Source organism: Pseudomonas sp. BN415, assembly GCF_029871195.1.
In the GTDB taxonomy this organism is placed as follows: Bacteria; Pseudomonadota; Gammaproteobacteria; order Pseudomonadales; family Pseudomonadaceae; genus Metapseudomonas; species Metapseudomonas resinovorans.
Genome location: NZ_SSOK01000005.1, coordinates 73714 through 89037, shown reverse-complemented (window position 1 = coordinate 89037; position 15324 = coordinate 73714). Strand labels below are relative to the sequence as shown.

13 protein-coding genes are annotated in these 15324 nt (G+C 62.7%); 6 read left to right on the top strand and 7 right to left on the bottom strand.

Translation table 11 applies throughout. From position 1 onward, the window contains the following. Positions 1–256 precede the first annotated feature (256 nt). The 4 genes from E8F20_RS01325 to E8F20_RS01310 form a co-directional block, all read right to left on the bottom strand. A complete protein-coding gene (locus E8F20_RS01325; RefSeq protein WP_280282091.1) occupies positions 257–1360 on the bottom strand; it encodes an IS110 family transposase in 1104 nt (367 codons plus the stop codon). A 107-nt stretch (positions 1361–1467) separates the two neighbouring features. Further along, positions 1468–4281, bottom strand: a complete 2814-nt coding sequence (locus E8F20_RS01320; protein ID WP_280282090.1) for an FAD-binding and (Fe-S)-binding domain-containing protein — start codon at positions 4279–4281, stop codon at positions 1468–1470. A 57-nt stretch (positions 4282–4338) separates the two neighbouring features. Then, positions 4339–5484: an FMN-dependent L-lactate dehydrogenase LldD gene (gene lldD, locus E8F20_RS01315; RefSeq protein ID WP_280282089.1), complete on the bottom strand. Its 1146-nt coding sequence runs from the start codon at positions 5482–5484 to the stop codon at positions 4339–4341. 68 nt (positions 5485–5552) lie between these two features. Continuing rightward, positions 5553–7247, bottom strand: coding sequence for an L-lactate permease (locus tag E8F20_RS01310; protein WP_280282088.1), 1695 nt, complete (start codon positions 7245–7247; stop codon positions 5553–5555). Positions 7248–7569: 322 nt separating this feature from the next. On the opposite strand from E8F20_RS01310, the gene E8F20_RS01305 reads away from it, so the two are divergent. Beyond that, the gene (locus E8F20_RS01305) at positions 7570–8337 is read left to right on the top strand and encodes a GntR family transcriptional regulator (RefSeq protein ID WP_280282087.1); all 768 of its coding nucleotides are present in this window, start codon (positions 7570–7572) and stop codon (positions 8335–8337) included. 46 nt (positions 8338–8383) lie between these two features. Here the strand turns inward: E8F20_RS01305 and smpB are convergent, their stop codons facing one another. Continuing rightward, the gene (smpB, locus tag E8F20_RS01300; protein ID WP_028629989.1) at positions 8384–8863 is read right to left on the bottom strand and encodes an SsrA-binding protein SmpB; all 480 of its coding nucleotides are present in this window, start codon (positions 8861–8863) and stop codon (positions 8384–8386) included. 153 nt (positions 8864–9016) lie between these two features. Between smpB and E8F20_RS01295 the strand changes: the two genes are divergently transcribed. Together E8F20_RS01295 and E8F20_RS01290 are read left to right on the top strand one after the other, a co-directional pair. Further along, entirely contained in the window at positions 9017–9451 is a 435-nt protein-coding gene (locus tag E8F20_RS01295) for a type II toxin-antitoxin system RatA family toxin (protein ID WP_280282086.1), read from the top strand. Beyond that, a complete protein-coding gene (locus E8F20_RS01290; RefSeq protein ID WP_280282085.1) occupies positions 9444–9761 on the top strand; it encodes an RnfH family protein in 318 nt (105 codons plus the stop codon). The genes E8F20_RS01295 and E8F20_RS01290 overlap by 8 nt, the downstream gene beginning before the upstream one ends. 52 nt (positions 9762–9813) lie before the next feature. Here E8F20_RS01290 and E8F20_RS01285 read toward each other — a convergent pair whose 3' ends face one another. Further along, complete coding sequence (locus E8F20_RS01285; protein ID WP_280282084.1) at positions 9814–10344, bottom strand: outer membrane protein assembly factor BamE; 531 nt, start codon at positions 10342–10344, stop codon at positions 9814–9816. A gap of 99 nt (positions 10345–10443) precedes the next feature. On the opposite strand from E8F20_RS01285, the gene fur reads away from it, so the two are divergent. After that, positions 10444–10848, top strand: a complete 405-nt coding sequence (fur, locus tag E8F20_RS01280; protein ID WP_028629993.1) for a ferric iron uptake transcriptional regulator — start codon at positions 10444–10446, stop codon at positions 10846–10848. A gap of 53 nt (positions 10849–10901) precedes the next feature. Here fur and recN read toward each other — a convergent pair whose 3' ends face one another. Continuing rightward, positions 10902–12575: a DNA repair protein RecN gene (gene recN, locus E8F20_RS01275; protein WP_280282083.1), complete on the bottom strand. Its 1674-nt coding sequence runs from the start codon at positions 12573–12575 to the stop codon at positions 10902–10904. 156 nt (positions 12576–12731) lie between these two features. On the opposite strand from recN, the gene grpE reads away from it, so the two are divergent. Beyond that, positions 12732–13301, top strand: coding sequence for a nucleotide exchange factor GrpE (grpE, locus tag E8F20_RS01270; protein WP_280282082.1), 570 nt, complete (start codon positions 12732–12734; stop codon positions 13299–13301). A 102-nt stretch (positions 13302–13403) separates the two neighbouring features. Next, positions 13404–15317 (top strand): molecular chaperone DnaK, encoded by a 1914-nt coding sequence (gene dnaK / locus E8F20_RS01265; RefSeq protein WP_280282081.1) that lies wholly within the window; start codon positions 13404–13406, stop codon positions 15315–15317. Positions 15318–15324: the final 7 nt, after the last annotated feature.

Below are 15324 nucleotides of genomic sequence, written 5' to 3'. Positions count from 1 at the left end.
CCTATGTATGGACTCGCCTTTTACTGTCAACCCGCTTTGAACAGAGAAACCCGGTTGCATCTATGTATCAGGCCTCAGCAAGGGAGCCGCAAAGGGGCTCCGGGCCAACATTGTCTGAGCTCGCGCCGTGCCAATTACGAAGAGGCTTAGGGGCCAGTAGGATGGCAGGCATCATCGCGCGACGGTCTGACCTGGGGTCAATGTTCTCAGCAGCGGTTGAGGCGCTCAGCGCCTCGGTGGCGGGATCTCGTGGGATCTATTCGGCTATCGTTGCTCCCGGTTGGACAGAGGGATTACGGCAGTAGCGGGCGTCCGACTGCAGCAGCACCCAGACGATACGCAAGTTGCGGTTGGCCAGACGTATGGCCGCCCCCTTGCGTCCGTGCCGCTGCATCCAGCGGTTCAGCCGACGGTCGTCCACTTCCTCGGAGTCAGCCTTGAGCGTGCGGAGCACCGCATGGGCGCCCTCGACCATCAGGCTGCGCAGATAACCATCACCGCGTTTGCTCATCTTGCCGAGCCGAACCTTCTGCCCGCTGCTGTGCTGATCGGGTACCAGGCCAAAGTAGGCCGCGAACTGGCGTGCATTCGGGAAGCACGCGGGCTTGACCTGCTTGGCGACCAGGGCAGTGGCGATGATCGGCCCAACCCCGCGCACGCTCATCAGTCGCGAGGCGGTCTTGTCCGCGCGTGCACATTGTTCCAGCCGTTTGGTCAGCAGCAGGAGACGGCCTTCCAGCGCCTGCCATTCCGCCTGCATATCGGCGATCAGCTCACGCAGCAGGTCTGGCAGCGGCAACGTGGCATCCTCCAGAATCCGGCTCACGCGGTCGCTGAGCGCTGCAGCGCCTTGCGGGATCGCCAGGCCATGCTCGAGCAGCAGCCCCCGGATTTGATTGCCCAGCGTCGTCCGGCGCCGTAGGTAGCCCTGTCTGACCCGATGCGCCGCCTGCATGGCCAGGGCCTCCACGGTTTTCACCGGTACGGCATGGATGGTGGTATCGCGTCCGGCGCGCAAGATCGCCTGCGCATCGTTGCGATCGTTCTTGGCACCACTGCGGTGCTCGGCGACTCGCTGTGCGGGTAACAAGCGCACCTGACAACCCAGGGCCTGCACCTGTCTTGCCCAGGCTTGTGCGCCCGGCCCGGTCTCCAGCAAGACCGTCGCGCCCTTGGCGATCTGGTACAAAAACCTCGAGAACGCCTCGCGCGACTGGAGACGCTTTTCGTACACCAGCTCTCCGTGCGCCTCTTCGCCGGCGATTTGGAACACCTGCTTGGCCAGATCAACAGCGACTGTCGTGCACAGAGAGAGCGTTTCCGGGTGTGCAGCTTGCGGTTTCGTCGTACGCTTTTGCATGGCCTTGCCCTCGCTGTCGGTGGTTATCGTAGGGTGCCACCGTGGCGCGCTCGACGCCTCGGCGAGGGCGAGTCCATCCAATTACAGGTGGAGGTCCGGTTTTCGCCTTAGAACGCTGTGCGAGCACGTGTCACGCGGTCCACCAGGTAGACCAGTCCGTGGTAGTCGATACCGCTATGCTGGGTCAGGCCGACTTCGCAGGTGCGGCTGGTCGAGATGCCTTCCTCGCAGATTTGTACTGCGTCTTTTAGCGAGCGCAGCGAATGCGCGTTCAGTTCGGGTGTGGTGAAGCCTTTGTCGCCTGCGAAACCGCAGCAGTGGATGCCTTCCGGCACCACCACTTTCTTGGCGCAGCGCTTGACGATGTCGATCAACCCTTGAGCTTCCCCCAGGTGCTGGGTGCTACAGGTGACGTGGATGGCCACAGGGTTGTCCTGGGGAGTGAACTCCAGCCGGTCCATCAGGTAGCTGCGGATGAAACGCACCGGATCGAACAACTGCAGTCGCGAGTCCAGGCCGTCCTGCACCAGGCGCAGTGCGCAAGGGCTGGTATCGCAGTAGATGGGGTCCAGGCCACCACGGCTGGCAGTCAGGAGCGCGTCCACCAGTTCGCGGCGCTTGTTTTCCGCTTGTTCGGCGTAGCCCTTGGAGGCGAAGGGCTGACCACAGCAGAGGCTGTCCAGGTTCTCCGGGAACACCACCTGGTAGCCCGCCTTCTCCAGCAGCATTCGGGTCTTGTCGATAAGCAGCACCTGTTCGCGGTCACCCATGGATGGGCCCATGGCGCGAGAGACGCAAGCTGCGAGATAAACCACGCGAGGTCGTGCATCGGCGCTCGGCGGCGTGAAGTGGATGGGCGCTGCAGCCTGGGGTAGGGCGGGCGTCCACTGTGGCAGACGGTTGCCTGAGAGGTGGCGCAGGGCGCCGGATGTCTTTTCCAGCAGCGGCGCTCCGAGTACCTTGCGTGCGCCATTGGCGATCCGCAGGGTCAGGCGTGCGCCCTTGAGGGCGGTGGCGAAGTGGTCGGCCAGCCAGTTCGCGCTACCTGCATGATGGGCGCTTTTCGCGCGCAGCTTGCGCACAAGGTCGCCCGTGTTGATGCCCACTGGGCAGCGCTGGGCGCAGAGGCCAGTGGCGGCGCAGGTGTCTATGCCCTGGTACTGATAGGCCTGTTCCAGCTCCTCGGTATCGACGCCGGCGCGTTGCTTGGCCTGGATGTCACGCCAGATCACGATGCGTTGGCGGGGGCTCAGAGTCAGTCCTTTGGACGGGCAGACCGGTTCGCAGAAACCACACTCGATGCACTTGTCGACGATCTCGTCCGCGGCCGGCAGCGGTTTGAGATTTTTCAGGTGGATGTCACGGTCGTTGCTGAGGATCACGTCGGGGTTGAGGATGCCGCGTGGGTCCAGCAGGCGCTTGATCTGCCACATCAGCTGGTAGGCATCGCTACCCCACTCCAGTTCGACGAAGGGTGCCATGTTGCGGCCGGTGCCGTGTTCGGCCTTGAGCGAGCCACCGAACTCCACCGCCACCAGTTGTGCCACGTCATGCATGAAAGCTTCGTAGCGGGCGACCTGTTCGGCGCTGTCAAAGCCCTGGGTGAAGACGAAGTGCAGGTTGCCTTCCAGGGCATGGCCGAAAATGATCGCCTCATCGTAGCCGTGCTTGTCGAACAACTGGATGAGGCGATTGACCCCTTCGGCCAGTTGTTCGATGGGGAAGGTGACGTCCTCGATGATCACGGTGGTGCCGGTCTGGCGCACGGCACCGACGGCGGGGAAGGTGTCCTTGCGGATTTTCCACAGCAGGCTGTAGACCGCCGGGTCTTCGCTGAAATCGACCTTCTGTTCCAGTGGGAAGTGGGCGATGGACGCCATGATCCGGGCCAGCTGTTCGTGCAGCAGGCTCTGGCTGGCGGCGCGCGACTCGATCAGCAGGGCGCAGGCGTTGGTCGACAGGCCCTTCACCCATTCGGGCATGCCAGGCTTGTTTTCCACCGAGCGCAGGCTGCGACGGTCCAGCAGTTCCACCGCTGACACTGGCTGGCTCTTCAGCAGGGTCACGGCGTTGCAGCAGCTTTCAACGTCGGGGAAGACGATCAGCGCGCTGGCCTTGTGCGGGTGGTCGGGCACGGTGTCGTAGGTCACCGCACTGATGAAGCCGAGGGTGCCTTCGGAGCCCACCAGCAGGTGGCTGAGGATATCCAGTGGTTCGTCGAAATCCACCAGGGCGTTGAGCGAAAGGCCGGTGGTGTTCTTCAACCGGTACTTGTGGCGGATCTTCGCGGCCAGCTCGGTATTGGCGCGGGTCCTGCGGCCCAGCTCGGCCAACTCGGCCAGCAGCGGGCCTTGGCTCTGGCGGAAGGCGGCAACGCTGGCAGCGTCTTCGGTGTCCAACAGCGTGCCGTCGGCCAGTACCAGACGCAGACCAGCAAGGGTGTGGTAGCTGTTCTGGGCGGTGCCACAGCACATGCCGCTGGCGTTGTTGGCGACGATGCCACCAATCTTGCAGGCGTTGATAGACGCCGGGTCGGGGCCGATCTTGCGACCGAAGGGGGCCAGCCAGGCATTGGCCTGGGCGCCGATCACGCCGGGCTGCAGACGGATCTGTGCGCCGTGCTGGCGGATATCGCGGCCGTTCCAGTTATCACCCAGAACCAGCAGCACCGAGTCGGTGATCGCCTGACCAGAGAGGCTGGTACCTGCAGCGCGGAAGGTCACCGGGACCAGTTCTGCATGGGCGGCCTTGAGCAGGGCGACGACTTCCGCCTCGCTCTCGACGCGGATCACCAGCTTGGGGATCAGCCGGTAGAAGCTGGCATCGGTACCGAAGGCCAGCGTAGAAAGCGGGTCGTCGAAGCGACGCTCGCAAGGGATCAGGCGTTCGACGGTGTTGAGGAAAGGAATCGGCAGGCTCATGCGGTGTCCCGTCTATTGTTGCGGGCCGCGGTGGGCCCGCCGGGTTGTGTCGACCGGTCAGCGACCGAGTTCGCGTACCAGCGAGTCGGCGCTGATCTCGCCAATGGACTTGGCGCCGGTGAGCACCATGGCCACGCGCATTTCTTTCTCGATCAAGTCCAGCAGGTTGCACACGCCTGCGCCACCGGCGGCGGCCAAGGCATAGACGAAGGCGCGACCGAGCATCACGGTGTCGGCGCCGAGCGCGAGCATGCGCACTACATCCAGGCCGGTGCGGATGCCGGAGTCGGCGAGGATCTTCAGTTCGCCCTTCACGGCGTCGGCAATGGCTGGCAGTGCGCGGGCGCTGGAGAGCACGCCGTCGAGTTGGCGGCCGCCGTGGTTGGAGACGACGATGCCGTCGGCGCCAAACTTCACCGCATCCTTGGCGTCTTCCGGGTCGAGGATGCCTTTGATCACCATCGGACCTTCCCAGAAGTCACGGATCCATTCCAGATCCTTCCAGGAAATCGATGGATCGAAGTTGGCTCCCAGCCAGCCGATGTAGTCCGCCAGTCCAGTCGGGTTGCCACGGTAGGTGGAGATATTGCCCAGGTCGTGAGGTTTGCCGAGCAGGCCGACGTCCCAGGCCCAGGCCGGGTGGGTCATGGCTTGCAGTACACGGCGCATCGCCGCGTTGGGCCCGCTCATGCCGGAATGGGCGTCGCGGTAGCGGGCGCCGGGCACCGGCATGTCGACGGTGAATACCAGGGTGGTCACGCCGGCGGCCTTGGCCCGTTCCAGGGCGTTCTTCATGAAGCCGCGGTCTTTCAGCACATAGAGCTGGAACCACATGGGCCGGTTGATGGCCGGTGCCACTTCTTCGATCGGGCAGACCGAAACGGTGGAAAGCGTGAAGGGAATGCCTTTGGCTGCGGCCGCCTTTGCCGCCTGCACCTCGCCCCGGCGGGCGTACATGCCAGTCAGGCCGACCGGGGCCAGCGCTACGGGCATGGACAGGGTCTCATCGAACAGCTTGGTCTCCAGGCTCAGCTCGGACATGTTCCTGAGCACGCGCTGGCGCAGGGCGATGCTGGCCAGGTCTTCGACGTTGCGGCGCAGTGTGTATTCGGCATAGGCGCCGCCGTCGATGTAGTGGAACAGGAAGGGCGGAAGCTTACGCTGGGCGGCGGCGCGGTAGTCGGTGGAGGCAGAGATGATCATTTGGAGGATTACCCGGTTTTTCTGTTGGCGGAGGCCCCGGCTGGGCCGGGGCTCCGTCAGGCTTGTGCTCAGCGGGCGACCAAGGGGTCGCTGACGCCCAGCGCGTAGATCGCTACGAGTGCAATCAGGCCAGTGAACAAGACGTAGTAGAGCGTCGGCCAGACAGTCTTGCGCAGGGTGGTGCCCTCGCGGCCGAGCAGTCCGACGGTAGCAGAGGCAGCAACCACATTATGGATGGCCACCATGTTGCCGGCAGCGGCGCCAATGGCCTGTACGGCCACAATCAGTGCCCCGGAGATGCCCAGGCTTTGCGCCACGCCGAACTGGAACTGGCTCAGCATCATGTTGCTCACCGTGTTGGAGCCGGCGATGAAGGCACCCATGGCCCCAACGCTGGGTGCCAACAGGGGATAGACGCTGCCGACGCTGTCGGCGACGTAGCGGGCCATGGTGATGGGCATGCTGGCCAGTTCAGCAGCGTTGACGCCCGAGTTGATCAAGATGCGTACCATGGGCACGGTGAACAGCAGGACGAACCCCGCCCCGAGCAGCACGCTGCAGGATTCTTTCACCGCTGCAGCCAGCTCCCGCGCACGCATGCCGTGGAGGAAAAACGTGACGATCACCACGGCGATCAGGATGCCACCTGGGAGATACAGCGGCATGAAATCTGCCTTAATGCCGGATTCACCCAGCAGGTCCGGGAGGACCAGGGCGACGGACTTGAGCGCCGTACCAACCTCGGGGAACACACGGCTGACGACCAGCAGGGCGCCGACCAGTACATAGGGCAGCCAGGCGCGCAACGTGCTCATCGGACGTGCGGTCAGGCTGTCGAGCTTCATCTCTACACTGCCGAGCCACTCGTTCGGCCATTCGCTGGCCGGGGCAAAGTCCCAGCTCCTTTTCGGAACCAGGAAGCCCGCGCGAGCTGCGGTGGTGACGATGGCCAGGCCTACCAGGCCGCCCAGCAGGGAGGGGAACTCCGGGCCGAGGAACACACCAGTAGCGGCATAGGGCAGGGTAAAGGCCAGGCCGGCGAAGAGTGCAAAGGGCAGCACTTCGAAGCCGGCCTTCCAGCTTTTCTCACGGCCGAAGAAGCGGGTCAGCATCAGCACCATGATCAGCGGCATTACCGTGCCGACGGTGGCATGGATCAGTGCCACCTGGCTTGTGATGAGCTGCAAAAAGGCGTCCCAGGTGGAGCCATGCTGGACCAGTTGGGCACCGATGGTGGCGGTATCCAGGCCGCTGTTCACGCCGATGACGATGGGGGTGCCGACTGCACCGAAGGAGACGGGCGTGCTTTGTACCAGCATGCCGAGGATTACCGCGGCCAGGGCGGGAAAGCCGATGGCGACCAGCAACGGAGCGGCAATGGCGGCAGGAGTACCGAAACCGGAGGCGCCTTCGATGAAGCAGCCGAACAGCCAGGCGATGATGATGGCCTGGATTCGCCGGTCAGGGCTGATGGTGGCGAAACCGGTGCGAATCGCTGTGATGCCACCCGAGTGCTTGAGGGTGTTCAGCAGCAGAATGGCGCCAAAAATAATCCACAGCACTCCGCCGGTAATGACCAGGCCCTGCACAGTGGAGGCCAGCACGCGGTTGAAGCTCATGTCCCACGCGGTCAACGCGATACCCGCGGTCAGTAGGTAAACCAGGGGCATGGCGCGCTTGGCCGGCCAGCGCAGGCCGATCAGCAGGATGGCTGCCAGGAGGATGGGAGAGAAGGCAAGGAACGCAAGCAGTCCGTTCGACATGTCGAGTCTCCGCTCAGCACTGCGCGTGGCGCGGCGGGTGGCAAGGGCGGGTGCAATCGGGCATGGCGTGGGTGAGAGGGTGCGGCATGCTGAAAACCTCGGCTCGTTCTTGGAATTGTTAGGAGTTATTTTTGTAAAGTGGTAAGACCAATTTACAAGGCTGCGGTGAAAGAGTAAGAGCCGTACGTTCGTGATGTCAATTTTCAACCTTGCGACTTTGGTCGAGCAGGGCGAGGTTGCTGCGTCTGGACAGTGGGGATAGGCTTGCCTCCAGTGCCGGTTGCAGAGCTGGTTGGATGGTCAAACCAATAAGAGGTGAAAGATGGAGGTGGGGCAGGTGCGGCAGCGCCGTTTGTCGGATGACATCGTCGACCAACTGGGTGCCATGATCCTCGAGGGGACGCTCAAGGCCGGTGAGCGTCTGCCCGCAGAGCGAGCGTTGGCCGAGCAATTCGGCGTTTCACGCCCGTCATTGCGAGAAGCCATCCAGAAGCTTGTGGCCAAGGGACTGCTGGTCAGTCGTCAGGGGGGCGGAACCTTCGTGGCCTCTGGGCTCGGTTCGACGTTCAGTGATCCGCTGCTGCAGTTGCTGGAAAACAATCCGGACGCGCAAAGGGACCTGCTGGAGTTCCGCCACACCCTGGAGGGCTCATGCGCCTTCTACGCCGCGCAGCGCGCCACGTCGGTCGACCATGAGCGGCTGAAAGCCGCTTTCGATACGCTGCAGGCCTGTTACGCCCCCGACAGCAAGGCCAGTCGGGAGGAAGAGGGGGCCGCCGATGCGCGTTTCCACCTGGCGATTGCCGAAGCCAGCCACAATGCCGTACTGCTGCACACCATTCGAGGGTTGTTCGACCTGCTCAAGCACAACGTCGTGACCAACATCGGCGGGATGTACCTGCAAAGGGGCGAGACTCGCGAGATGCTGACCAAGCAGCACCTCGCGCTTTACGAGGCGATCATCGAGCGGCGCGCCGAGGAAGCGCGGGAGATTTCCCATCTGCATATTCAATACGTGCAGGAGGTGCTGGAGGAGAGTCAGCTCGAGGTACAGCGGCTGGCGCGTTCACAGCGACGGCAGGGCATCTGAGGCAAGCAAAGAAACGCCGGGCATTGCCCGGCGCTTCTTGGGGGGCTTATTCCTTGCCCTTGGTGCGCATGGCTCGCGCAATTTCGCGGTCGGAGTCGCGCTCCTTCTCCGTGGCGCGCTTGTCGAATTCCTTCTTGCCCTTGGCCAGGGCGATCTCGCACTTGATCAGGTGCTTCTTCCAGTAGATCGACAGCGCCACGCAGGCATAGCCCTTCTGTTGCACCGCGCCGAACAGCTTGCCCAACTCGCGTTTGTGCAGCAGCAGCTTGCGGGTACGCACTGGGTCGGCAATCACGTGAGTGCTCGCCGTCTTCAGTGGGGTGATGTGGCTGCCGAGCAGCCAGGCTTCGCCGTCCTTGAGGAGCACATAGCTGTCCACCAGCTGTGCTTTTCCGGCGCGCAGACTTTTCACTTCCCAGCCGGCGAGAGCCAGCCCGGCTTCGAATTTCTGTTCGATGGAATAGTCGTGCAGCGCCTTCTTGTTGAGGGCGATGGTGCCTTCCGGATGTTTCTTTTGCTTAGCCATAGGCGGCGCATTATAGGGAGTCGCAGACGGCGCGGCTACGGCGGCGTAGGCTTGAGCGATACTGGCGAATCCCTGACAATGCGGCACTTTTTTGACCGGTCCGGCCCGACGCATCCTTACGCTGCGCGGCTCGGAACCTTGTTCGAGGCCAAGATGACAACGCATATCCAGCGCTCCGCCCTGTTGCCGTTTCCTGCGAAGGCGCTCTACGACCTGGTCAACGATGTGGCGCGCTACCCGGAGTTCCTGCCCTGGTGCTCGTCTGCGACCGTGATGGAGGTGAGCGAGATCCATATGCTCGCCAGTCTCGAAGTCGCCAAGGGCAGCCTCAGCCAGCGCTTCGTCACCCGAAACAAGCTGGACAACGGGCAGGCCATCGAGATGAATCTGGAGGAAGGCCCTTTCACTCAGTTGCACGGTGTCTGGCACTTCAAGGCGCTTGGGGACAAGGCGTGCAAGATCAGTCTGGATCTGCGTTTTGATTACGCCGGCCCGATCATCAAGGCCACCTTGGGGCCGCTGTTCAATCAGGCCGCCAACACCTTAGTGGACGCGTTCTGCCAGCGGGCGAAGCAGCTTTATGGCTGATGTGATCCAGGTCGAGGTGGTCTATGCGCTGGCGGGCTGTCAGCATTTGCTGCGCCTGGCCTTTCCGCGCGGCATCAGTGCTCGCGATGCGGTCATGCGCTCGGGGATGGCGCTGCATTTTCCCGAGCTGGACCTGGCCAGCTGTCCGCTCGGTATCTTCGGCAAGGCGCTGCCCAAGCCGGAGGAGCGTCTGTTGGATGAGGGGGATCGGGTGGAGATCTACCGGCCTCTGATTGCGGACCCCAAAGAGGTGCGCAAACAGCGTGCGGCGAAGGCCGCCCAGGTTCGTGCAGGTGAGCGGGACGCCTGAGTCCCGCCCATGAAAAAGCCCGGGACCAGCCCGGGCTTTTTGTTGCCACAGGTTATTGCGGCGAGGTTTCCAGCGGTTCCGGAATCGGGACCGGCACAGGTTCTGCGCTATCCACTTCTTTCTGGATTTTCTCCAGCAGGGAGCCAGGTGCTGCCGGCTCTTCGGCCTCGGGCTGCGCTTGCTGCTCAGGTTTGGCCGAGGTGGTCGTGGTAGAGCTTTCGCCGCCGAGAATCGCTTCATCACGGCTCACGCCGGGCATGAAGTCGCCGGCCAGGCCGATCAATTGGTCGTTGCTGTCGAACGCCAGGCTGACGCGTTCCTGGAAGCGTTGGCCGCCACCCGGCTGGATGCTGTAGAGGTAATCCCAGCGCTTGGCGTGGAACGTGTCGGTGATCAGGGGGTTGCCCATGATAAACCTCACTTGACGCCGGGTCATTCCGGGCTTCAACTGGTCTATCATGTCCTGCGTAACGACGTTGCCCTGCTGGATGTCGATTTTGTAGACCCCGGGGAACGAGCAACCGGCGAGTGCGAGCAAGCCTGCGAAGGAGAGGCTGGTCAGCAGGAGCTTGGTGTTTTGCATCGGTGGGAGACTTCCACTATCTTGGACGGGCATCAAAAGTCCCGATCATACCTGCATTAAGGGAAGCTGCGAAAGCTGCATTCCTCGAGAAAGCTGACCATGGTTGAAAACAACGAACTGCGTAAAGCCGGCCTGAAGGTGACCTTGCCTCGGGTCAAGATCCTCCAGATGCTCGACTCCACCGAGCAACGCCACATGAGCGCGGAGGATGTTTACAAGGCCCTGATGGAGGCTGGCGAAGACGTCGGCCTGGCCACTGTCTACCGGGTTCTGACCCAGTTCGAGGCAGCGGGTTTGGTAGTGCGCCACAACTTCGACGGCGGTCATGCGGTGTTCGAGCTGGCTGACAGCGGCCACCACGACCATATGGTGTGCGTCGATAGCGGCGAAGTGATCGAGTTCTTCGATCCGGAGATCGAGAAGCGCCAGAAGGAGATCGTCAAGGAGCGTGGCTTCGAGTTGGTCGACCACAATCTGGTGCTCTACGTGCGCAAGAAGAAGTAAGCACTTCGCGCACAAAAAAGGCGATCTTCGGGTCGCCTTTTTCGTTTCGGGGATCAGCCCTGAGCGCTGGTCACCATCTTTCTCGCGTGGGCCAGGGACTCCTCGGTGAGGTCGACGCCGCCCAGCATGCGGGCGATCTCTTCGATGCGCGGTGCTTCCTGGAGCTTGGCCACCGCCGTGCGGGTTTCCTGGGTGCCGCGTTCCTTGTGTACGAAGAGGTGGTGATGCCCCTGGGCGGCCACCTGCGGCAAATGGGTAACAGTGAGTACCTGGCCGCGCTCACCCAGCCGGCGCAGCAGTTGGCCCACCACTTCGGCTGTTGGGCCGCCGATGCCCACGTCCACTTCGTCGAAGACCAGGGTGGGCACTCGTGAAGTCTGCGCAGTGATTACCTGGATGGCCAGGCTGATGCGGGACAGCTCGCCGCCCGAGGCGACCTTGGCCAGTGCCTTTAGTGGCTGGCCGGGGTTGGCGCTGACCAGGAACTCCACCTGCTCCAGGCCATATTGTTGAGGTTCTTCGACCTGGCTGGAATGCAGCTGGATGTTGAAGCGTCCGCCCGGCATGCCCAGGCGCTGCATTTCGGTTTCCACTGCGCCTGCCAGGCGGCCGGCCGCCTCGCCGCGCAGCCTGCTCAGTTCCGCGGCTTTCTCTTGGTAGTGACGTGCGTAGGCGGCCAGTTCCTCGGCCAGGCGTTCAGCGGCTTCGTCGTCGGCATTGAGGGCTTCCAGTTCGTCCAGCAGCTTCTGCTGCAGCTCGGCCAACTCGCCCGGCTGTACCCGGTGTTTGCGCGCCAGGGTGTAGATGGTGTCGAGCCGCTCTTCCAGTGCCTGCTGGCGCTCAGGGTCGGCGTCGAAGTGATCGAGAAAGCGGTTCAGTTCGCCCATGGCTTCCTCGACCTGGATCTGCGCGCTGGACAGCAGGTTGACCGCTTCGGCCAGGGCGCCCGGCTGAGCCTGGAAGGCAGTGAGGCGGTTGAGGCTGGCGGTCAGCGCACTGAGCACGTTGCCGGCATCGCTCTCGCTGCATATGTCAGTTACCTGCCGGCAGGCAGCCAGCAGGCTTTCAGCGTTGGTCAGGTTCTTGTGCTCCTGCTCCAGCTGGTCCAGCTCGTTCTCGCCCAGGGCAAGGTTTTCCAGTTCGTCCAGTTGGTAGCTGAGCAGTTGGTGGCGGGCGCGCTGCTCGTCGCCGGCGCGGGACAGGCGTTCCAGCTCCTGGCGGGTTTGCCGCCAGCGCTGGGCGGCTAGCTGCACCTGGCGAGCCAGGTCGCTTGCGCTGGCGAACTCGTCCAGCAGGCGACGATGGGTGTCGGCTTTGAGCAGGGACTGGTGTTCGTGCTGGCCATGGATATCGATGAGGAGCTCGCCGAGGCTCTTCAGGTCGCCGAGCGGGCAAGGGGAGCCGTTGATATAGGCGCGTGAACGACCCTCGGCTGTGATCACACGGCGCAAGATACAGGGGCCGTCCTGCTCGAGGTCGCGTTCATCCAGCCAGTCGCGGGCTTCGGCAATGTTGCTGACATCGAAGCTGGCGAGGATGTCCGCCTTGTCGGCGCCGGGGCGCACCACGCCGCTGTCGGCGCGATCACCCAGGGTCAGGCCCAGCGCATCGAGCATGATCGACTTGCCGGCACCGGTTTCGCCGGTGATCACGGACATGCCGCCCTCGAGCTCCAGGTCCAGGTGCTCGACGATGGCGTAGTTATGGATCGACAGATGTACCAGCATGGTGCGACTCCCGCGCTGAGGTGGCTGTGTATTTATACAGTGTTTGTTTTCTGGCTGACAATTGCCTCTCCCCCTTGAACCGACAAATTGCGGCCCCATATAGGCGGACATATCAGCGGGTCTTTACCCGCAGCTGTCTTGTATGAGGAGGAAGGCATGGCCGACGAACAGACCCTGGATAACCAGACCCCCGAAGCGAATCCCGCTGCCGAAACCGCATCCGGTGACGATCTCGCCACCCGCGTACAGGTGCTGGAAGAGCAACTGGCTGCGGCCCAGGATCAGTCGCTGCGTGTTGCTGCTGAGCTGCAGAACATCCGCCGCCGCGCCGAGCAGGACGTAGAGAAGGCGCACAAGTTCGCCTTGGAGAAATTCGCCAACGACCTGCTACCGGTTGTCGACAGCCTCGAGCGCGGCCTGGAATTGACCAGTGCCTCCGATGACTCGATCAAGCCGGTGCGCGAGGGCATGGAACTGACCCTGAAGCTGTTCCACGACACGCTCAAGCGCTACCAGCTGGAAGCTGTCGATCCGCATGGTGCGCCCTTCAATCCTGAGCACCACCAGGCCATGGCCATGGAAGAAAGCACCCATGTCGAACCTGGCAGCGTGCTGAAGGTGTTCCAGAAGGGCTACCTGCTCAACGGCCGTCTGCTGCGTCCCGCCATGGTGGTGGTCAGCAAGGCGCCGAGTGCGACGCCGCCGTCGATTGACGAGCAGGCTTGAAATCCGGGCTCGGGCCCCCATTTGTTAGATCAAGCGTTTATGTGCTGCCGCAGTCCGTGAAGAACGAGGCTGCGGAGAATCCAAAGTTTCGGGAGAGAAAATATGGGCAAAATCATTGGTATCGACCTGGGGACCACCAACTCCTGCGTGGCCATCCTGGAGAACGGCAGCGTCAAGGTGATCGAGAACGCCGAGGGCGCTCGCACCACGCCGTCCATCATCGCCTACACCAACGACGGCGAAACCTTGGTTGGTCAGTCCGCCAAGCGTCAAGCGGTTACCAACCCGCAGAACACCCTGTACGCAGTGAAGCGTCTGATCGGTCGCCGCTTCGACGAAGACGTCGTGCAGAAAGACATCAAGATGGTTCCCTACAAGATCGCCAAGGCCGATAACGGTGACGCCTGGGTTGAGGTAAAGGGCCAGAAGATGGCGCCGCCGCAGATTTCCGCGGAGGTGCTGAAAAAGATGAAGAAGACGGCCGAAGACTACCTCGGCGAGCCGGTGACCGAAGCGGTGATCACCGTTCCGGCCTACTTCAACGACAGCCAGCGCCAGGCGACCAAAGACGCCGGTCGCATCGCCGGTCTGGACGTCAAACGCATCATCAACGAACCCACCGCGGCCGCACTGGCTTACGGCATGGATAAGGCCAAGGGCGACCATACCGTGATCGTCTACGACCTGGGTGGCGGCACCTTTGACGTGTCGGTGATCGAGATCGCCGAAGTCGATGGCGAGCACCAGTTCGAAGTGCTGGCCACCAACGGTGACACCTTCCTCGGTGGTGAAGACTTCGACCTGCGTCTGATCGACTACCTCGTCGACGAGTTCAAGAAAGAGTCCGGCATGGACCTGAAGGGCGATCCCCTGGCCATGCAGCGTCTGAAGGAAGCCGCCGAGAAGGCCAAGATCGAGCTGTCCTCCGCTCAGCAGACCGACGTCAACCTGCCGTACATCACTGCAGACCAGACCGGTCCGAAGCACCTGAACGTGAAGATTTCCCGCGCCAAGCTGGAATCCCTTGTGGAAGACCTGGTTGCTCGTACCATCGAGCCTTGCCGCATCGCCCTGAAGGACGCCGGCCTGGACGTATCCGACATCCAGGAAGTAATCCTGGTTGGTGGCCAGACCCGTATGCCGCTGGTGCAGAAGCAAGTCGCTGACTTCTTCGGCAAGGAGCCGCGCAAGGACGTGAATCCGGACGAAGCCGTTGCCATTGGTGCTGCTATCCAGGGCGCCGTACTGGCCGGTGACGTGAAGGACGTGCTGCTGCTCGACGTATCCCCGCTGACCCTGGGTATCGAAACCCTGGGTGGCGTGATGACCGCGCTGATCGAGAAGAACACCACCATCCCGACCAAGAAGTCGCAGGTGTTCTCCACTGCTGACGACAACCAGTCCGCCGTGACCATTCATGTGCTGCAGGGTGAGCGCAAGCAGGCTGGTCAGAACAAGTCCCTGGGCAAGTTCGACCTGGCCGAGATCCCACCGGCTCCGCGTGGCGTGCCGCAGATCGAAGTGACCTTCGACATCGACGCCAACGGTATCCTGCACGTGTCCGCCAAAGACAAGGCTACCGGCAAGCAGCAGTCCATCGTGATCAAGGCCAACTCCGGCCTGTCCGAGGAGGAAATCCAGCAGATGGTGCGTGACGCCGAGGCCAATGCCGAGGAAGACCGCAAGTTCGAAGAGCTGGCTGCTGCTCGTAACCAGGGCGACGCGTTGGTCCATGCCACTCGCAAGATGATCACCGAGGCTGGCGACAAGGCCACCGCCGAGGAGAAGGCTGCCATCGAGAAAGCGCTGGGCGAGCTGGAAGTGGCCGTGAAGGGCGATGATAAGGCTGAGATCGAAGCCAAGATGAACGCCCTGTCCCAGGTTTCCACCCCGCTGGCACAGAAGATGTACGCCGAGCAGCCCCAGGCGGGCGAGCAGCCGCAAGCCTCTACTGCGGACAAGGCTGGCGACGATGCCGTCGACGCCGAGTTCGAAGAGGTCAAGGAAAACAAGTAAGTGTCAC

Bases quoted from the DNA above. Each gene is read 5' to 3' on its own strand.
- E8F20_RS01325 (WP_280282091.1), bottom strand. From the start codon at position 1,360: ATGCAAAAGCGTACGACGAAACCGCAAGCTGCACACCCGGAAACGCTC.
- E8F20_RS01320 (WP_280282090.1), bottom strand. From the start codon at position 4,281: ATGAGCCTGCCGATTCCTTTCCTCAACACCGTCGAACGCCTGATCCCT.
- lldD (WP_280282089.1), bottom strand. From the start codon at position 5,484: ATGATCATCTCTGCCTCCACCGACTACCGCGCCGCCGCCCAGCGTAAG.
- E8F20_RS01310 (WP_280282088.1), bottom strand. From the start codon at position 7,247: ATGTCGAACGGACTGCTTGCGTTCCTTGCCTTCTCTCCCATCCTCCTG.
- E8F20_RS01305 (WP_280282087.1), top strand. From the start codon at position 7,570: ATGGAGGTGGGGCAGGTGCGGCAGCGCCGTTTGTCGGATGACATCGTC.
- smpB (WP_028629989.1), bottom strand. From the start codon at position 8,863: ATGGCTAAGCAAAAGAAACATCCGGAAGGCACCATCGCCCTCAACAAG.
- E8F20_RS01295 (WP_280282086.1), top strand. From the start codon at position 9,017: ATGACAACGCATATCCAGCGCTCCGCCCTGTTGCCGTTTCCTGCGAAG.
- E8F20_RS01290 (WP_280282085.1), top strand. From the start codon at position 9,444: ATGGCTGATGTGATCCAGGTCGAGGTGGTCTATGCGCTGGCGGGCTGT.
- E8F20_RS01285 (WP_280282084.1), bottom strand. From the start codon at position 10,344: ATGCAAAACACCAAGCTCCTGCTGACCAGCCTCTCCTTCGCAGGCTTG.
- fur (WP_028629993.1), top strand. From the start codon at position 10,444: ATGGTTGAAAACAACGAACTGCGTAAAGCCGGCCTGAAGGTGACCTTG.
- recN (WP_280282083.1), bottom strand. From the start codon at position 12,575: ATGCTGGTACATCTGTCGATCCATAACTACGCCATCGTCGAGCACCTG.
- grpE (WP_280282082.1), top strand. From the start codon at position 12,732: ATGGCCGACGAACAGACCCTGGATAACCAGACCCCCGAAGCGAATCCC.
- dnaK (WP_280282081.1), top strand. From the start codon at position 13,404: ATGGGCAAAATCATTGGTATCGACCTGGGGACCACCAACTCCTGCGTG.